We start from the raw sequence: 14,133 nt of genomic DNA on the forward strand, positions 1-14,133 counted from the left end.
ATTTTAAATAATTAAATAAAAAAGGCTAGGTATCACATTCCTAGCCTTTTTTATTTAATTATTTTTTTGATAATCGTTAGAAAAGTTCTACTTCTCAAGATCTGAGTCAATAAATACTGTATTTATTGCAACATATCTGATATGTAAAGGTAATTAATCTAATTTCTATTATTTTTGAACAAAAACATCAGCTAATTAACGATATGACGAGTAAAAAAAATAACCTTTGTAAGGTTTTACTGTATTCTACCATCTTATTCTCTAGTGCTGCACAAGCTCAGCAAGAAACGTTTCTCTTACGTAGTCCTAGTATTAGTGATAAACATATCTCTTTTGTTTACGCTGGGGATATTTGGATTGCAGATAAGACAGGTGATAATCCTCGACGTTTGACCGTTAATCCAGGTGTTGAACAAAATCCTATATTTTCTCCTGATGGGCAGAATATTGCATTTACAGGTAATTACGATGGAAATACCGATGTATATACAGTACCTATTTATGGTGGAAGCCCTAAACGAGTAACCTATCATCCCGCTGCTGATATTTTACGTGGTTGGCTAAATAATAAGGAAGTCTATTTTACCACAACGAGAGAATTTACGTATTCATTAGGATCTCGTTTGTATAAGTCTTCGTTGGATGCAGATGTTTCCAGTCCGCTTTTAATGCCAGAATCTTATCAGGGAAGTCCTTCTAAGGATGGACGTTATTGGGCTTACATAAAAAATACAGATCCCACAGAACGGGACCGTGTTGCTTTTAAAAGATACCGTGGAGGAGGTATGCCCTCTGTTTGGATTTTTGATACGCAAACACAGTCTGTTGAAGCTATTCCTGGTAAAAACAGTAACGATGTAAAACCCGTGTGGCTTGGTGATAAAGTCTATTTTCTTTCTGACAGAGATAAAATTGTAAATGTATATAGCTTCGATATTAAATCGAAGAAGCTCGAGAAGTTAACTAATTTTAAAGACTACGATGTGCGGACACTGACAGGCAACGGAAGAGAATTGGCTTTTGAATATCAAGGAGGAATATATATCTTAAATACAGATGATAATAAAGTTAAACATATACCTGTCCAAGTGTATCCAGATGTGATGTATAAAAGGCCTCATTACATAGATATGGGAAATGATATACGTGGATTTGCTATTTCACCTACCGGACAACGTGCATTGTTTGAAAACCGTGGAGAAATTTTCTCTGTACCAAAAGAAAAGGGAGATGCTCGGAATATATCCAATTCACCTTCTTCCCATGAGCGTTATCCCGCTTGGTCTCCAAATGGTAAATGGATATCTTTTATCTCTGATAAAAATGGTAAATATGAACTTGTGCTCAGGGATCAAATGGCGAAAGAGGATCCTGTATATATTTCCTTAGGAAAAACAGGATTTTATTTTGAACCTACTTGGTCGCCTGATAGCAAAAAGCTGTTTTACAATGACGCACATCTTAATTTATACTATGTTGATATAGAAACGAAGAAAATTGTGTTGGTAGATAATGATCGGTCAAGTTCTATTACAGGTAGAACATCTAATCATTTTCAACCTTCTTGGTCGTACGATTCTAATTGGATTTCTTATGTAAAAAGTCTTAATAATGGTATACGTACGTTATTTTTATATAATTTGGAAACCAAACAACAGGTACAAATCACAGATGGTATGAGTGCCGTAATGCAACCAACATTTAGTAGAGATGGTAAGTATCTATTCTTTTCTGCTAGTACAAATACTGGTTTGACAAATTCTGGACTCCATATGTCGGCCTATGAGAAAAATGTTAGTTATAACGTATATGCTTTAATCTTGAGCAAAGAGACACCTTCTCTTTTCAAAAATGAGAGTGATGAAGAAAAGCTTAAAGAGGAGCAACTTGACGAAAAAAATCAAGGAAAAGCAGAATCGAAAGGACAAGAAAAAGATACAGCGAAAGGAAAGGACGTTAAAACGATTATTGATCTAGATGATATTCATGGCCGTATTGTGGCATTACCTCTTCAGCCGGGTTATTACAAACTAGACGGTGCTACCGAGAATATATTGACTTATATGCGCGGGAGATCGATAGGTGTGTACGATCTGGCAAAGTTAGAAGATAAAATTATTGTTGAAAATGCAAATGGATTTGAGCTAAGTGCGGATGGTAAAAAGATGATATATAGAGGAGGACAGGATTATTATGTTGTTAACGCAGGACAGAAGCCGGCGCCAGGAAGTGGTAAACTAGAATTCAAGGGGATTAAGCAACTGATTGACCCCGAGGCAGAATGGAGACAGGTTTTTCATGAGGTTTGGTCTATGCAAAAGGATTTTTTCTATGTGGAAAATATGCATGGTGTAGATTGGGATGCAGTAAAGGTTAAATATGAAAAATTCTTACCTTATGTGGGACACCGCTCAGATTTAGGGTATTTACTGAATGAGATGATGGGGGAAATGGTTGTTGGCCATAATTACATTTATCCAGGGGATCAACCGACAACTACAGCCATTAATACAGGAACCCTTGGAGTTGATTTGGATGTATCTGATGACTGCTATAGGATTCAGAAAATATATACCCGTTTAGATTGGAATCCATCTTTTAGAGCACCTCTTGCAGAACCTGGCTTAAATGTTAAAGAAGGGGAATATATTGTGTCAATTAACGGCATAGCGTTAATTAAAGGTATAAATATGTATCAGTTGCTTGAAAATACAGTTGATAAGCAAATCGTTTTAAAAATTAATAACGTGCCTTCACTGAAAGGAGCTCGTGAAATTGTTGTCAAGCCGATTTCATTTACGGATGAAGTTGCTCTGAGGAAGATGGATTGGGTAGAACGCAATCGCAAAAAGGTAGATGTTTTGAGTAATGGTAAAATTGCCTATGTATATATGCCAAATACCGGTCAAGATGGATACAATTATTTTAACCGTTATTATTTTTCTCAAATGGATAAAAAGGCGTTGTTGCTTGATGAAAGAAATAATGGAGGTGGATCGGTTGCAGATTACGTTATAGATCTACTCTCTAGAGAATTGATTTCTGGTTGGAAAATAAGGGACGGAAAGAGTTTTACAACGCCTGGCAATGGTATATATGGTCCTAAAGCAATGATAATTAATGAAAATGCTGGATCTGGAGGTGATATGATGCCATATATGTTCCGGTTTAAAGGGTTGGGAAAATTAGTAGGTCGTACCACTATGGGGATTTTGGTTGGAATATCCGGATATCCGCCACTCTTAGATGGAGGTAGTATTACATCTCCAAATTTCGGGATTTTTGATTTGAATGGTAATTATATTATTGAAAATGAAGGTGTTTCTCCTGATGTTTTTGTAGAGCAAACGCCAAAAGATCTTTTAGAAGGGAGAGATCCACAATTGGAACATACAATCAATCTATTGTTAGAGGAGATGCGTAGTTATCCATATAAAGACTTGAAAGATCCAAAAGATCCGGTTCGGATTAATTAGAAAACAAAATAAGGAGCGAAATTTCGCTCCTTATTTTGTTTTCTAATTTTAGGATTGTTTATTTTTAAGCCATGAACGCACTAGAGAAATCAGAAAAAAGTCCTTGGTCCGATTTATTGATATTGATGGGGATCACACTCCTCTTTACAATTGGTCTTCAATTTATTGTTTTGGTTTTAGGGGCATTACTTACAGGTGATCTCAATATCCTTTCTTCTATAGGTTCAGGCGAAGGGCAAAAAGAGGGAATCTATTTTAATTACTGTTTGCTCGCAAGTAGTTCTGTTGGTACATTTCTAGTACCCGCCTATTATTTCCAAAGATTAAACAGGCAGGTAAAAATTTTTCCTTCTCAAAATGTTTCAGACTGGAAATTGTATGTCTTAGCCATTTTATTTTTGTACGTATTTGGTCCGCTAATGTCGCTAATTTCAGACTGGAATATGCACATGAAATTACCGGATTTTTTGGAAGGGGTTGAAGGTTGGATGAGGACACAGGAAGATCTTATGGCAAGACTTACAGAGCGTATTGTCATGGTCAAAGAATGGCATAAGCTGTTGTTAAATATTCTTATTATTGGCTTTTTGCCTGCAATTAGTGAGGAGTTATTTTTTCGTGGGGCAATGCAAAGGATTTTTCATCGCGTATTTAAGAATGAATATTTAGCAATTTGGGTGGTAGGTGTAATATTTAGTGCTATCCATTTTCAGTTCTACGGTTTTTTTCCAAGACTTATTTTGGGAGTTGTATTTGGATATTTGGTTGTTTTAACCCGGAATATATGGATTGCAGTCTTCGCACATTTTGTAAACAATACGACTGTAGTGGTATTGGCATTCTATTATGCTTCAACGGGTAAAGACTATGCTGCCTTAATGAAAAGTGATTCTTACGGTTTATTTGCGTATCTTGGCAGCTTTGTTTTTAGTATTATTATTGCATTTATATTTTACCGATATAACAGAAGGAAGCTATATGGAAAAAGGTTGGGTTAAAGTTGGATCTTTTGCAAATGAATTGTCAAGTGAAATGTGTAGGCTCCTTCTTCAAGAAGAAGGTATTGTCGTAGTACTTATGAATAAACAAGATTCTTCGCTAAAATTTGGTAAGATCGAAATCCTTGTAAAAGAGGGAGATGTAGAAAAAGCTACAGAAATAGTTAATACTTATAATGTAGAAATAAATGAGGACTAGGGCAATTACTGGATTCTTTTTTATTGCGGTATTGATAGGAGCTGTGTTATTTGGAGCTTATTCTTTTCTTACTTTTTTTTCTATAATAGGAACGGCTTCTGTATATGAGTTTTATAAAATGGTACAAGCTAAGGATAAAAAACCGCTAATCTTTTTGGGTACTGCTGCAGCATGCTTTGCTTTAGTTTTATGGAGTTTGGTCATTTTGGGAATTATCGGCGAGAAAAACCTTTTATGGGTGTTGGTTATGATTTTATTTATTTACATAGCAGCACTTTTTCGTAAACGTTCGTTACCTATCGAGGATATATCCTATTCTTTGTTTGGAATCATATATGCTGCTGTCCCGTTTGGGATTTTTATGAGCTTGGGCTTTATCAATGGTATCTATAATGCATATATTCCCTTAGGTTTTTTGATCCTGCTTTGGACGAATGATACAGGAGCGTATCTTGCTGGAAGAAGTTTTGGTCGTCGCAAGCTGTTTGAACGTATATCGCCAAATAAAACTTGGGAAGGCTTTATCGGAGGAGTTCTTTTAGCTGTAGTTGTAGCACTCAATTTGGCGCAATATTTTGGTTCTTTACTCGGATGGCAATGGGTGTGTATGGCTTTCATTATTGGAATCTTTGGTACATGTGGTGACTTGGTAGAATCTATGCTCAAACGTAATCTCGGTGTTAAAGATTCTGGTAATCTTTTGCCGGGACATGGCGGACTTTTAGACCGGTTCGATGGTTTACTTATGGCAGCACCTCTAGTGTATATGTTACTAAAATTTGTGGTGTTTTGATGAGTTTTTGAAAGAGAATACAGTCTTATAGATATGAAAATAGAGAAAAAAACATTTGATTTCTTAAATAAATTAAGAGAAAATAATGATAGAGATTGGTTTCAAGCTAATCGGGAGATATATGAAATTTCTTTAGCGAATGTTAAAGAGTTTATCGCCTCTCTTATTGAGGATCTTTCCACTTTCGACCCACATATCAATACGGATATACAGGCTGGAAAATGTTTATTTCGCATTTATCGAGATACTCGATTTTCTAAGGATAAAACGCCTTATAAAACATGGTTTGCAGCCGGTATCTCTATCGATGGTAGGAAGTTGGATGGACCAGAATATTATTTACATATCGAACCCGGTAAGAATTTTTTAGCTGCAGGCTATTGGCGTCCTGAAAAACATCACCTTGATGCTATTCGTCAAGAAATCGATTATAATTATGATGCTTTGGTGAAAGCATTGGAGCAAGGAAATTGGTCTTTGAGTGATTTGTCTACAGAGGATAAATTGAAAAGAGCACCAGCAGGATATAACGAGGAGGATCCTCATATAGAGCTTTTTAAATTGAAGAGCTTTATTTTATACCAATCTTTTTCGGATGCTGAATTGACAAGTGAAAAATCCGTAAAGCTTTTATCTAACGTTGCACGAAGAATACACCCTTTTAAGAGTTTTATTCATCAGGCTTTAGATCAATAAGGCAGACTGATTTTCCCCATACATACCGCTGGAGAATCTGATAAATTACGTACATTTTCTTTTTCTCCGGATAAGGTTTCGTTTGCGAGAATAGCGAAAAGACAGGCTTCTTTAGCATCAGGATTTAAGTTTAGATCATAAAATGAAGTAACTTTTATTTCTTCAGAAAGTCCATCTTTTATATGCTGCATCAATAATGGGTTATGGAGTCCTCCCCCACTTACGTAAATGGCTACATCATCTAACGATTTTGCTTGTTCTTTGATTGCTTTTATAATGCTTTCCGCTGAAAATTTATTGAGTGTCGCCATTATATCATGACAAGATAGTTCTTTACAATTGACACTTTTAAGGGCTTGTTTTAGATAGGATAAGCTAAATAATTCAGGTCCTGTAGTTTTGGGAAACGATTCTTTAAAAAAGGAATGAGATAATAGTGTGGCTAAGAGCGATTGGTTTACAGTTCCCATTTTTGCCATAGTAGCATCTTTATCCATCTCCAAACCAGAGTTTTCAAACATATATTGATTCATCATGGTGTTCCCTGGACCAATATCCGTAGCGTAAGCTTTTCTAGCCGATCCACTTTTAGGTAGAAAGGTAAAGTTTGATATCCCACCAATATTAAGTAGAAAGCGATTTTCTATCTTATCCCTAAAAAGAAGATAGTCTCCGTAAGCAGCTAATGGAGCTCCTTCTCCGCCGGTAGCGATATGTTTTTGCCGGAAATCGGATAGTGTTATAATTCCCGTCATAACAGCAATATGATCACCGTCGCCAATTTGTAAGGTGCTGTTTGGGAGATGTAAATCCTTTGTTAGACGTTGTGGAGCATGATAAACCGTTTGGCCATGACTGGCGATAATATCAATTTGATCAGGATTAATTTGCCATTGTTTCAAAGCCTGATTAACGAGTTGAGCATGTGTTTGTGCAACATAGACGTTAAGGCCTGATAGGGTTTGCTGATCTATTTCTCTTTTCGCAAATATCTGACGTATTTCTTGTCTGAAGATATCCTCATAAGGGAGAGTTATGAACTTCTCTAAATACAATGAGGTATTGCTTCCACTGTTTGTGATGTGGCATAAAGCAATATCAAGTCCATCTAAAGAAGTTCCAGACATTAAACCTATGATACGTCTGTTGTCTTTTTTTGCAATTTGATAAAGTCTCTGTATTAGTGGGTTCATATCATAAAAATACAAGAAAAGTTAAGAATAAGAAGGAGTGTAGCGCTTGAAATTTCCGTAAAATGTTTAAATTTTGGTTATATCAAAGGATAATTTTATTTTTGAACAAAGAAAAATAAAGTATGAATTTTCCAGCAGAGTTAAAATACACAAAGGATCACGAGTGGGTTCGTGTAGAAGGTGATGAAGCCGTTATCGGTATTACAGATTTCGCTCAGCGCGAATTAGGAGATATAGTTTTCGTTGATATCAATACGGTAGGTGAAGAAGTGGCTGCAAACGAGGTTTTTGGTACAGTGGAAGCTGTAAAGACGGTCTCTGATTTGTTTATGCCGGTTGCATCTTCTGTTTTAGAAGTGAATGATGCTATTGATTCATCACCAGAACTTGTTAATACGGATCCTTATGGAGAGGGATGGATTATACGAGTGAAATTAAATAATGTAGCAGATGTAGATGCTTTATTGTCTTCTGAACAATATAAGTCAGAAATTAATGCATAAAAGGTATAATGTATAATAAAAAAGCGGGGTCCTTTCTACAAAGACCCCGCTTTTTTTATGTAAGAATAATGCTATTCGACATTCATATCGATGTCACTGACGATTTTTGTTCCTTCGGATTCAAAAATCGTTTTTACTTGTGCTTTTTTCGTTATGAATGTTTTTTTATCTAAGGTGTTTAAACCACTAATAGTACCAATTTCATTGTTTGATTCATCTAATAATTTTCCCACAACTTCGATGACGTAACCATCCGAAGTTTCTTCTTTAAAAGTGGATGTGCTTTCGGTTTTTGCTATTATGGGATTATTGGACATTTCGGCTTCATGTTTCCAGCTCGCTCCTATACTAATGGATTCAGCAGGTAGAGGTGTTGTGATATTTGAAAAAGTGCTTTTATCAACTGTTTCCTGCATTCCTTCTGGCAAAATTATGTCTAAAGCTTCGCCTTTTGAGGTTAAAACCATCGTTATCGTTTGACCAACTATTTTAGAAAATTGGGCAGCTAACATTTTTCCAGCTTCATCCTGTGGCTCTTGTTCTGAATTATATGACATAGTCATCATGCCAGCATTGATATCTGTTTTTATCGAATTCGTAACGTTTTCTATCGTGATTTTTTCGTCCACTCTTTGCGTCGGGGTCATAGTCATTTTCATGGCCATATCCATAATTATACTTTGTGGTCCATCTACGTCAGTTTTTACAAGCATATTAATGATCAACGGTTTACCAATCTCTGGATTTAATTGGAAATTTATTGTTTTTTGGGCAAATGAAAATAACCCCGTGAAGAGTATAGCACCTGTAATAAAAAGTTTTCTCATAGTTACGTTTTAGTATGTGGTGAATATATGTTTTTTATTGTTAATATGCACAAAAAAAGGTCTTCAATATATTGAAGACCTTTTGTATATTCCTAAAAAATGTAATATTACTTCTTAAGATAAGACACTTCTTTCACTGCTTTTACCACTTTAGCGATACTAGGTAAGGTAGCTTCTACCAATGTTGGTGCGTATCCAAGAGGAACATCTGCTGATGTAACACGTGTCACAGGAGCATCTAGATAGTCAAAGGCATCTTTTTGAACTTTAAATGCTAGTTCCGAAGATATAGAGGCTAGTGGCCAAGCTTCTTCGACAACGACTAATCTATTTGTTTTTTTAACAGATTCTATTACAGTTGGATAGTCGATAGGACGTACAGAACGTAAATCAATTAATTCGACATTGATGCCTTCTTTTGTTAATTCTTCTACCGCAGGAATAACCACGCGAGGGACCATTTTACCAAAAGAAACAACCGTTACATCAGTTCCTTCTTTGATAATGTTTGCTTTTCCGATAGGAAGATAATACTCTTCTTCAGGAACATGCCCCTTATCTCCATACATCACTTCTGACTCCATAAATATAACAGGATCTGGATCGATGATTGAAGATTTTAGTAAACCTTTTGCATCATAAGGGTTGGAAGGAACGACAACTTTCAATCCAGGAGTGTTCGCAAACCAGTTTTCAAAATTTTGAGAGTGCTGTGCCGCTAATTGTCCAGCATTTCCTGTAGGACCTCGGAAAACGATTGGACAAGAGAATTGGCCACCACTCATCTGCCGAATTTTAGCTGCTGCATTAATAACCTGATCGATGGCAACTAAAGAGAAGTTGAAAGTCATGAACTCGATGATTGGATGCAAACCGTTCATTGCGGCTCCTACCCCGATACCTGCAAAACCAAGCTCAGCGATAGGCGTGTCAATCACTCGTTTTGGGCCAAATTCATCTAACATACCTTGGCTCACTTTGTATGCACCATTGTATTCAGCGACTTCTTCGCCCATCAAGAATATTTTATCATCTTTACGCATTTCTTCGTTCATTGCCTCACGAAGCGCTTCTCTGAATTGTATTTCTCTCATCAGTAGTAAAATTGTGTCTTTTTTGAATATCGCAAAACTACTATATTTAATTGATATTTCGTAATGGATTTAACGCAAAAAAGCCTTAAATATGTCATTATTTAGGAACATTTTTAATACTTAGTGCCCTCTTTTTAAGCTAAGCAATGTATGACTTCTTGGAGATGTATGTTTAAGTTTCGTATTGCTAAGCCAATTTGCCATGATTCTCTATTTCTTGGCTCAACAAAATTCGATATGCCTCTGAACTGTAATGCCATTATTTTCTCTTTTTCAGCGACATAGAAAACAGAAGCTCCCTCCATAGACTCGACGATTGGACTTGAATATTGGTTTTTTAATTGTGCTATACTTGATGGGTTTCCATGTACTTTATTCACAGTGATACCCCGCGCATGCTTCGTGTTGGGGAGAACAATAGCGTCTGGTAACTTGGGTTGCGAGAAATGAGATTTGCCGAAACCTAGTCGATCCATTGGAATAAAGCTGTCGTTGTCTTCTGCTCCGAAGTCGAAAATTAGATCTTCTTGGATTTGATAAACACTTCCTAATGTTGCTTCTGTATCTAATATGCCACCAATACCGACCTGTATGAGTAAATCGGGATTCGTGAGTGTCACGGCCTTCGTTATCGCATATGCACTTGCTATCATACCTACCCCTGTAATTATATAGGGAATTTTTCTTTCGTTTAGAAAATGCAAAGAAGGTTGAATTTCTTCTACGGTTGCTGCTATGACAAGTGTGTTCATGGAATGGCGTGCTGTTTGCAATGTGCAAGATAACAAAATATAGTTTTTTAGCCCTATCTTTGTATTATGATCTATATCACAAGAAGAGAGAGATTTTCCGCAGCGCATAAACTATATCGCGAGGATTGGTCACAGGAACAGAATGAGGCTGTGTTTGGCAACTGTTCCAATCCAAATTGGCATGGACATAATTATGTGTTATTTGTAACCGTAAAAGGAGAAATTAATCCAGAAACGGGATTTGTCATTGATCTCAAGAAAATGAAAAGCATTATCTTGAGGCATGTGATCGATAAATTAGATCATAAAAACGTTAACCTTGACGTGGACTTTATGAAAGGAAAAAAAGCATCGACAGAAGTTATTGCTGTCGAAATTTTTCATGTACTTCAGCCATTTTTCGAACAGGAAAAGGTACAATTACACGCTGTAAAACTCCACGAAACCGAAAACAATTATGTCGAATATTTCGGCGAATAATACGAATAGCAAACTAAATCTAAGCGTGTCTAAGGCTTAGGTTTTAGTGTTAATTTTTACTTTTTACTTTTTAAAAATGAGTGACATAACATCTTTCGAACACGAAGAGCAGGACGGTTATATGAAAATTGACCAATATAATGAAAAGCAAGTCGAAGAAATTGCGGCACATTACCCTGCTATTTTGAAAGCTCTTGGTGAAAATCCAGGGCGCGAAGGTCTTGCGAAAACTCCAGAGCGTGTAGCGAAAGCCTTGCAATTTTTGACACATGGATATGATATCGATGCTGCTAAGGTTTTACGTAGCGCTATGTTTGAAGAAGATTATAGCCAGATGGTTGTGGTTAAGGACATAGAAGTATATTCAATGTGTGAACATCATATGCTTCCTTTTTTCGGCAAAGCACATATCGCATATATTCCGAATGGTCATATCGTTGGATTAAGTAAGATTCCTCGGGTTGTCGACGCTTTTGCAAGGAGATTGCAAGTGCAAGAGCGTTTAACAAACGAAATTCGAGATTGTATCCAAGATACTCTAAAACCCGCTGGTGTGGCTGTTGTTATAGAATGTAAGCATATGTGTATGGCGATGAGAGGGGTACAAAAGCAAAACTCTGTAACCACAACATCTGCTTTTACAGGTGCTTTCCAGAATGATGTTACAAGATCAGAATTTATTCGGTTAATAACCGCTTCTTTGGATTAGTATTTTTAGCTATAAAAAGGCACTTTTTGATTTCAAAAAGTGCCTTTTTATAGCTAATGTGGTGTAAGGCAGTTTATTAATTTTTGTTAAAGTATTTCGCAATATCGAAGTACTTATTACTTTTGTGGCTATGCTTGAGACTGAAGAGGCTTTAAATACTTATTTGGAGGGGACGTGTGACGAAGAAAGCGAACTTTTAAAACGGATCAATAGAGAAACGTATTTAAAGGAGACAATGCCACATATGTTGTCTGGACATTTTCAAGGACGTGTATTGGCTATGCTTTCAAAACTTGTTCAACCAAAGCAAATTTTGGAAATAGGTACGTTTACGGGATATGCAACTTTATGTCTAGCCGAAGGTTTATCTGCCGACGGGGTTATTCATACCATAGATATAAACGAAGAACAACAAGAAAGAGTGCAAGGGTATTTTAATGAATCTCCTTATGCTGAGCAAATACAATATCATATAGGAGATGCAGCAACTGTCATCTCGTCTATTGAAGGTCTATTGGATATTTTGTTTATCGATGCAGATAAAAAAAGAAATCTTTTTTACTATGATGCTTTGATAGAACGTGTTCCGAGTGGAGGATTGATATTGATTGATAATGTGCTCTGGAAAGGAAAAGTAGTATTAAATGCCGCTGATAGCCAAACGAAAATGGTATCGACGTTGAACGAAACTTTGGCAAAAGATCAACGTGTGGAGAAGCTTATTTTGCCAATTAGAGATGGACTTTTTGTATTACGCAAAAAGTAATTGTTGAACTAAAAGTAAATGTATGCAAAAGACAGGTATTGGTAAGTACGTTTTTGTGCTGCTGATGTTTGTGTTTACTGTCAAGACGACAATTGCACAAAAATTTTCCCCGAGTAGCTATATCGCTGAACATAAAGATATAGCACAACAATTAATGATTGAGACAGGTGTGCCAGCATCTGTTATTTTAGCTGTAGCGATCCATGAAAGTGCTTATGGAAATAGTCGTATAGCCCAACACCTGAACAACCATTTCGGGATTAAAGGAAAAAATACCAGTAAAACTATTCGGTCGGCGTATAAGGGATATGGTTCAGTAAAAGATTCCTATTTGGATTTTATTGGTTTTTTGAAGCGAAGAAAATCGACGAATACACTTTTTGAAACCTGTAGTCAAGAAGATTATAACAGCTGGATCAAGGGGATTGCCCGTTCGGGTTATTCTACGACTCGATCTTGGTCTTCGAAGGTGATAGCGACCATTAATAGGTATAATTTGGATGAATTTGACCAATTGAATACTGAAAATGTACTTTTAGCGAACCAAGAAGACAACAAGTCTTCAGATTTGTTGATGAGCGTAATGGAAAAAAATGAATCATCGATAGATCACCTGAAAGGCTTGCAGACACATATAGTCAAGAAAGGAGACACTTTATCTGAGGTCGCTAAGCAATATGATACCTCTATTGAGACGCTTAAGAAAAGAAATAACTTGCAGTCGTCGAAGCTTGCCATCGGTCAACGATTATTACTTTAATGAAATCAACCAGATTATATTTTATACTGATTCTCGCGTTCGGAATAAGTTCTTGTGCATCTAAAAGATCTACAGTACTGCAGTCACCTACGAATAAGAAAGACGTTCATAGGTCTATAGAAAATACACGAACGAGTAGCGGAACATCTTCTTCTGGTTTGAATTACATTTCACAATACAAGGATATCGCTATTGCTGAAATGAACCAATATGGTATACCAGCAAGCATTAAGCTAGCTCAGGCTCTCCTAGAGTCTGGAAGTGGTAACAGTTATCTGGCGCGTGAGGCAAATAATCATTTTGGAATCAAGTGCGGAGGTGTTTGGTCTGGGAAGTCGGTAACAAGGCCGGATGACAAGGTAGATGATTGTTTTCGAGTATACGATAATCCAGAACAATCATTTCGCGATCATAGCCAATTTCTTTTACGGAAACGGTATGAAAAATTGTTCCTTTTGGATAAAAATGACTATCGCGGTTGGGCCAGAGGCTTGAAGGATGCTGGATATGCAACAAACCCAAGGTATCCTGATCTCTTGATAGATCTTATAGAGCGCTATCAGCTTTATAAATACGATCGTGCTGAGGCCTCCTATGTTGCAAAAGAGCAAAGGGAAGAAAAAGTGGAGGAAATTATCCAAGAGAAAGCCGTTCAAGAACCTCAAGTTCAGACAGAACAAATAAAAAATGCTGTGGCTATGATTATTCACGAAGTGAAAGCTTCGGAAACCCTCTTTAGTATTAGCACGAAATATCGTATAAGCGTTGAACAACTTAAACAACTCAATGGTCTTTCTTCTGACAATTTATCTATAGGGCAACTTTTGGTTATATCGAAGTAAAAGGATAAAAGTTGTTAAAAAATGGAAACATAAACTTCTTTCCTG

General features: G+C 36.5%; 15 protein-coding genes. 11 read left to right on the forward strand and 4 right to left on the reverse strand.

Annotation, left to right across the window (positions count from 1 at the left end):
* The first annotated feature begins 203 nt into the window (after positions 1 to 203).
* The 5 genes from ACSZOX_RS08420 (at position 204) to ACSZOX_RS08440 (ending at position 6,162) form a co-directional block, all read left to right on the forward strand.
* Positions 204 to 3,476, forward strand: coding sequence for a S41 family peptidase (locus ACSZOX_RS08420; protein ID WP_437919424.1), 3,273 nt, complete (start codon positions 204 to 206; stop codon positions 3,474 to 3,476).
* Positions 3,477 to 3,547: 71 nt separating this feature from the next.
* Positions 3,548 to 4,474 carry a CPBP family intramembrane glutamic endopeptidase gene (locus ACSZOX_RS08425; protein ID WP_437919425.1) on the forward strand — a complete coding sequence of 309 codons (927 nt, stop codon included), beginning with the start codon at positions 3,548 to 3,550 and terminating at the stop codon, positions 4,472 to 4,474.
* Positions 4,455 to 4,673 (forward strand): putative signal transducing protein, encoded by a 219-nt coding sequence (locus tag ACSZOX_RS08430; RefSeq protein ID WP_437919426.1) that lies wholly within the window; start codon positions 4,455 to 4,457, stop codon positions 4,671 to 4,673. The genes ACSZOX_RS08425 and ACSZOX_RS08430 overlap by 20 nt, the downstream gene beginning before the upstream one ends.
* Positions 4,663 to 5,466 (forward strand): phosphatidate cytidylyltransferase, encoded by an 804-nt coding sequence (locus ACSZOX_RS08435; RefSeq protein WP_437919428.1) that lies wholly within the window; start codon positions 4,663 to 4,665, stop codon positions 5,464 to 5,466. The genes ACSZOX_RS08430 and ACSZOX_RS08435 overlap by 11 nt, the downstream gene beginning before the upstream one ends.
* Before the next feature lie 33 nt (positions 5,467 to 5,499).
* Positions 5,500 to 6,162 (forward strand): DUF2461 domain-containing protein, encoded by a 663-nt coding sequence (locus tag ACSZOX_RS08440; RefSeq protein ID WP_437919429.1) that lies wholly within the window; start codon positions 5,500 to 5,502, stop codon positions 6,160 to 6,162.
* Here the strand turns inward: ACSZOX_RS08440 and ACSZOX_RS08445 are convergent.
* The gene (locus ACSZOX_RS08445) at positions 6,156 to 7,355 is read right to left on the reverse strand and encodes an anhydro-N-acetylmuramic acid kinase (RefSeq protein ID WP_437919431.1); all 1,200 of its coding nucleotides are present in this window, start codon (positions 7,353 to 7,355) and stop codon (positions 6,156 to 6,158) included. The two genes, ACSZOX_RS08440 and ACSZOX_RS08445, sit on opposite strands and share 7 nt — an antisense overlap.
* A 122-nt stretch (positions 7,356 to 7,477) precedes the next feature.
* On the opposite strand from ACSZOX_RS08445, the gene gcvH reads away from it, so the two are divergent.
* Positions 7,478 to 7,858 (forward strand): glycine cleavage system protein GcvH, encoded by a 381-nt coding sequence (gcvH, locus tag ACSZOX_RS08450; RefSeq protein ID WP_437919432.1) that lies wholly within the window; start codon positions 7,478 to 7,480, stop codon positions 7,856 to 7,858.
* Between the two features lie 71 nt (positions 7,859 to 7,929).
* On the opposite strand, the gene ACSZOX_RS08455 is transcribed toward gcvH, so the two are convergent.
* From ACSZOX_RS08455 to mqnB, 3 genes are all read right to left on the reverse strand, one after another.
* Positions 7,930 to 8,685, reverse strand: a complete 756-nt coding sequence (locus ACSZOX_RS08455; RefSeq protein ID WP_437919433.1) for a DUF6263 family protein — start codon at positions 8,683 to 8,685, stop codon at positions 7,930 to 7,932.
* A 107-nt stretch (positions 8,686 to 8,792) separates the two neighbouring features.
* Complete coding sequence (locus ACSZOX_RS08460; RefSeq protein WP_437919434.1) at positions 8,793 to 9,779, reverse strand: pyruvate dehydrogenase complex E1 component subunit beta; 987 nt, start codon at positions 9,777 to 9,779, stop codon at positions 8,793 to 8,795.
* Positions 9,780 to 9,913: 134 nt separating this feature from the next.
* Positions 9,914 to 10,531, reverse strand: a complete 618-nt coding sequence (gene mqnB / locus ACSZOX_RS08465; RefSeq protein ID WP_437919435.1) for a futalosine hydrolase — start codon at positions 10,529 to 10,531, stop codon at positions 9,914 to 9,916.
* A gap of 66 nt (positions 10,532 to 10,597) precedes the next feature.
* On the opposite strand from mqnB, the gene ACSZOX_RS08470 reads away from it, so the two are divergent.
* The 5 genes from ACSZOX_RS08470 to ACSZOX_RS08490 all read left to right on the forward strand — a co-directional run bounded on the left by ACSZOX_RS08470 (position 10,598) and on the right by ACSZOX_RS08490 (position 14,088).
* Positions 10,598 to 11,011 carry a 6-pyruvoyl trahydropterin synthase family protein gene (locus tag ACSZOX_RS08470; RefSeq protein WP_437919437.1) on the forward strand — a complete coding sequence of 138 codons (414 nt, stop codon included), beginning with the start codon at positions 10,598 to 10,600 and terminating at the stop codon, positions 11,009 to 11,011.
* Between the two features lie 76 nt (positions 11,012 to 11,087).
* A complete protein-coding gene (gene folE / locus ACSZOX_RS08475) occupies positions 11,088 to 11,720 on the forward strand; it encodes a GTP cyclohydrolase I FolE (protein WP_437919438.1) in 633 nt (210 codons plus the stop codon).
* A 130-nt stretch (positions 11,721 to 11,850) separates the two neighbouring features.
* On the forward strand, positions 11,851 to 12,486 hold the full coding sequence (locus tag ACSZOX_RS08480) for an O-methyltransferase (protein ID WP_437919439.1): 636 nt from the start codon (positions 11,851 to 11,853) through the stop codon (positions 12,484 to 12,486).
* A 22-nt stretch (positions 12,487 to 12,508) separates the two neighbouring features.
* Positions 12,509 to 13,246 (forward strand): glucosaminidase domain-containing protein, encoded by a 738-nt coding sequence (locus ACSZOX_RS08485; RefSeq protein ID WP_437919440.1) that lies wholly within the window; start codon positions 12,509 to 12,511, stop codon positions 13,244 to 13,246.
* Positions 13,246 to 14,088: a glucosaminidase domain-containing protein gene (locus ACSZOX_RS08490; protein ID WP_437919441.1), complete on the forward strand. Its 843-nt coding sequence runs from the start codon at positions 13,246 to 13,248 to the stop codon at positions 14,086 to 14,088. The genes ACSZOX_RS08485 and ACSZOX_RS08490 overlap by 1 nt, the downstream gene beginning before the upstream one ends.
* Positions 14,089 to 14,133: the final 45 nt, after the last annotated feature.

Source organism: Sphingobacterium sp. LRF_L2 (assembly GCF_965644235.1).
Lineage (GTDB): Bacteria > Bacteroidota > Bacteroidia > Sphingobacteriales > Sphingobacteriaceae > Sphingobacterium.

Excerpts from the sequence above, each read along its gene's own strand:
- ACSZOX_RS08420 (WP_437919424.1), top strand. The coding sequence starts at position 204 with ATGACGAGTAAAAAAAATAACCTTTGTAAGGTTTTACTGTATTCTACC.
- ACSZOX_RS08425 (WP_437919425.1), top strand. The coding sequence starts at position 3,548 with ATGAACGCACTAGAGAAATCAGAAAAAAGTCCTTGGTCCGATTTATTG.
- ACSZOX_RS08430 (WP_437919426.1), top strand. The coding sequence starts at position 4,455 with ATGGAAAAAGGTTGGGTTAAAGTTGGATCTTTTGCAAATGAATTGTCA.
- ACSZOX_RS08435 (WP_437919428.1), top strand. The coding sequence starts at position 4,663 with ATGAGGACTAGGGCAATTACTGGATTCTTTTTTATTGCGGTATTGATA.
- ACSZOX_RS08440 (WP_437919429.1), top strand. The coding sequence starts at position 5,500 with ATGAAAATAGAGAAAAAAACATTTGATTTCTTAAATAAATTAAGAGAA.
- ACSZOX_RS08445 (WP_437919431.1), bottom strand. The coding sequence starts at position 7,355 with ATGAACCCACTAATACAGAGACTTTATCAAATTGCAAAAAAAGACAAC.
- gcvH (WP_437919432.1), top strand. The coding sequence starts at position 7,478 with ATGAATTTTCCAGCAGAGTTAAAATACACAAAGGATCACGAGTGGGTT.
- ACSZOX_RS08455 (WP_437919433.1), bottom strand. The coding sequence starts at position 8,685 with ATGAGAAAACTTTTTATTACAGGTGCTATACTCTTCACGGGGTTATTT.
- ACSZOX_RS08460 (WP_437919434.1), bottom strand. The coding sequence starts at position 9,779 with ATGAGAGAAATACAATTCAGAGAAGCGCTTCGTGAGGCAATGAACGAA.
- mqnB (WP_437919435.1), bottom strand. The coding sequence starts at position 10,531 with ATGAACACACTTGTCATAGCAGCAACCGTAGAAGAAATTCAACCTTCT.
- ACSZOX_RS08470 (WP_437919437.1), top strand. The coding sequence starts at position 10,598 with ATGATCTATATCACAAGAAGAGAGAGATTTTCCGCAGCGCATAAACTA.
- folE (WP_437919438.1), top strand. The coding sequence starts at position 11,088 with ATGAGTGACATAACATCTTTCGAACACGAAGAGCAGGACGGTTATATG.
- ACSZOX_RS08480 (WP_437919439.1), top strand. The coding sequence starts at position 11,851 with ATGCTTGAGACTGAAGAGGCTTTAAATACTTATTTGGAGGGGACGTGT.
- ACSZOX_RS08485 (WP_437919440.1), top strand. The coding sequence starts at position 12,509 with ATGCAAAAGACAGGTATTGGTAAGTACGTTTTTGTGCTGCTGATGTTT.
- ACSZOX_RS08490 (WP_437919441.1), top strand. The coding sequence starts at position 13,246 with ATGAAATCAACCAGATTATATTTTATACTGATTCTCGCGTTCGGAATA.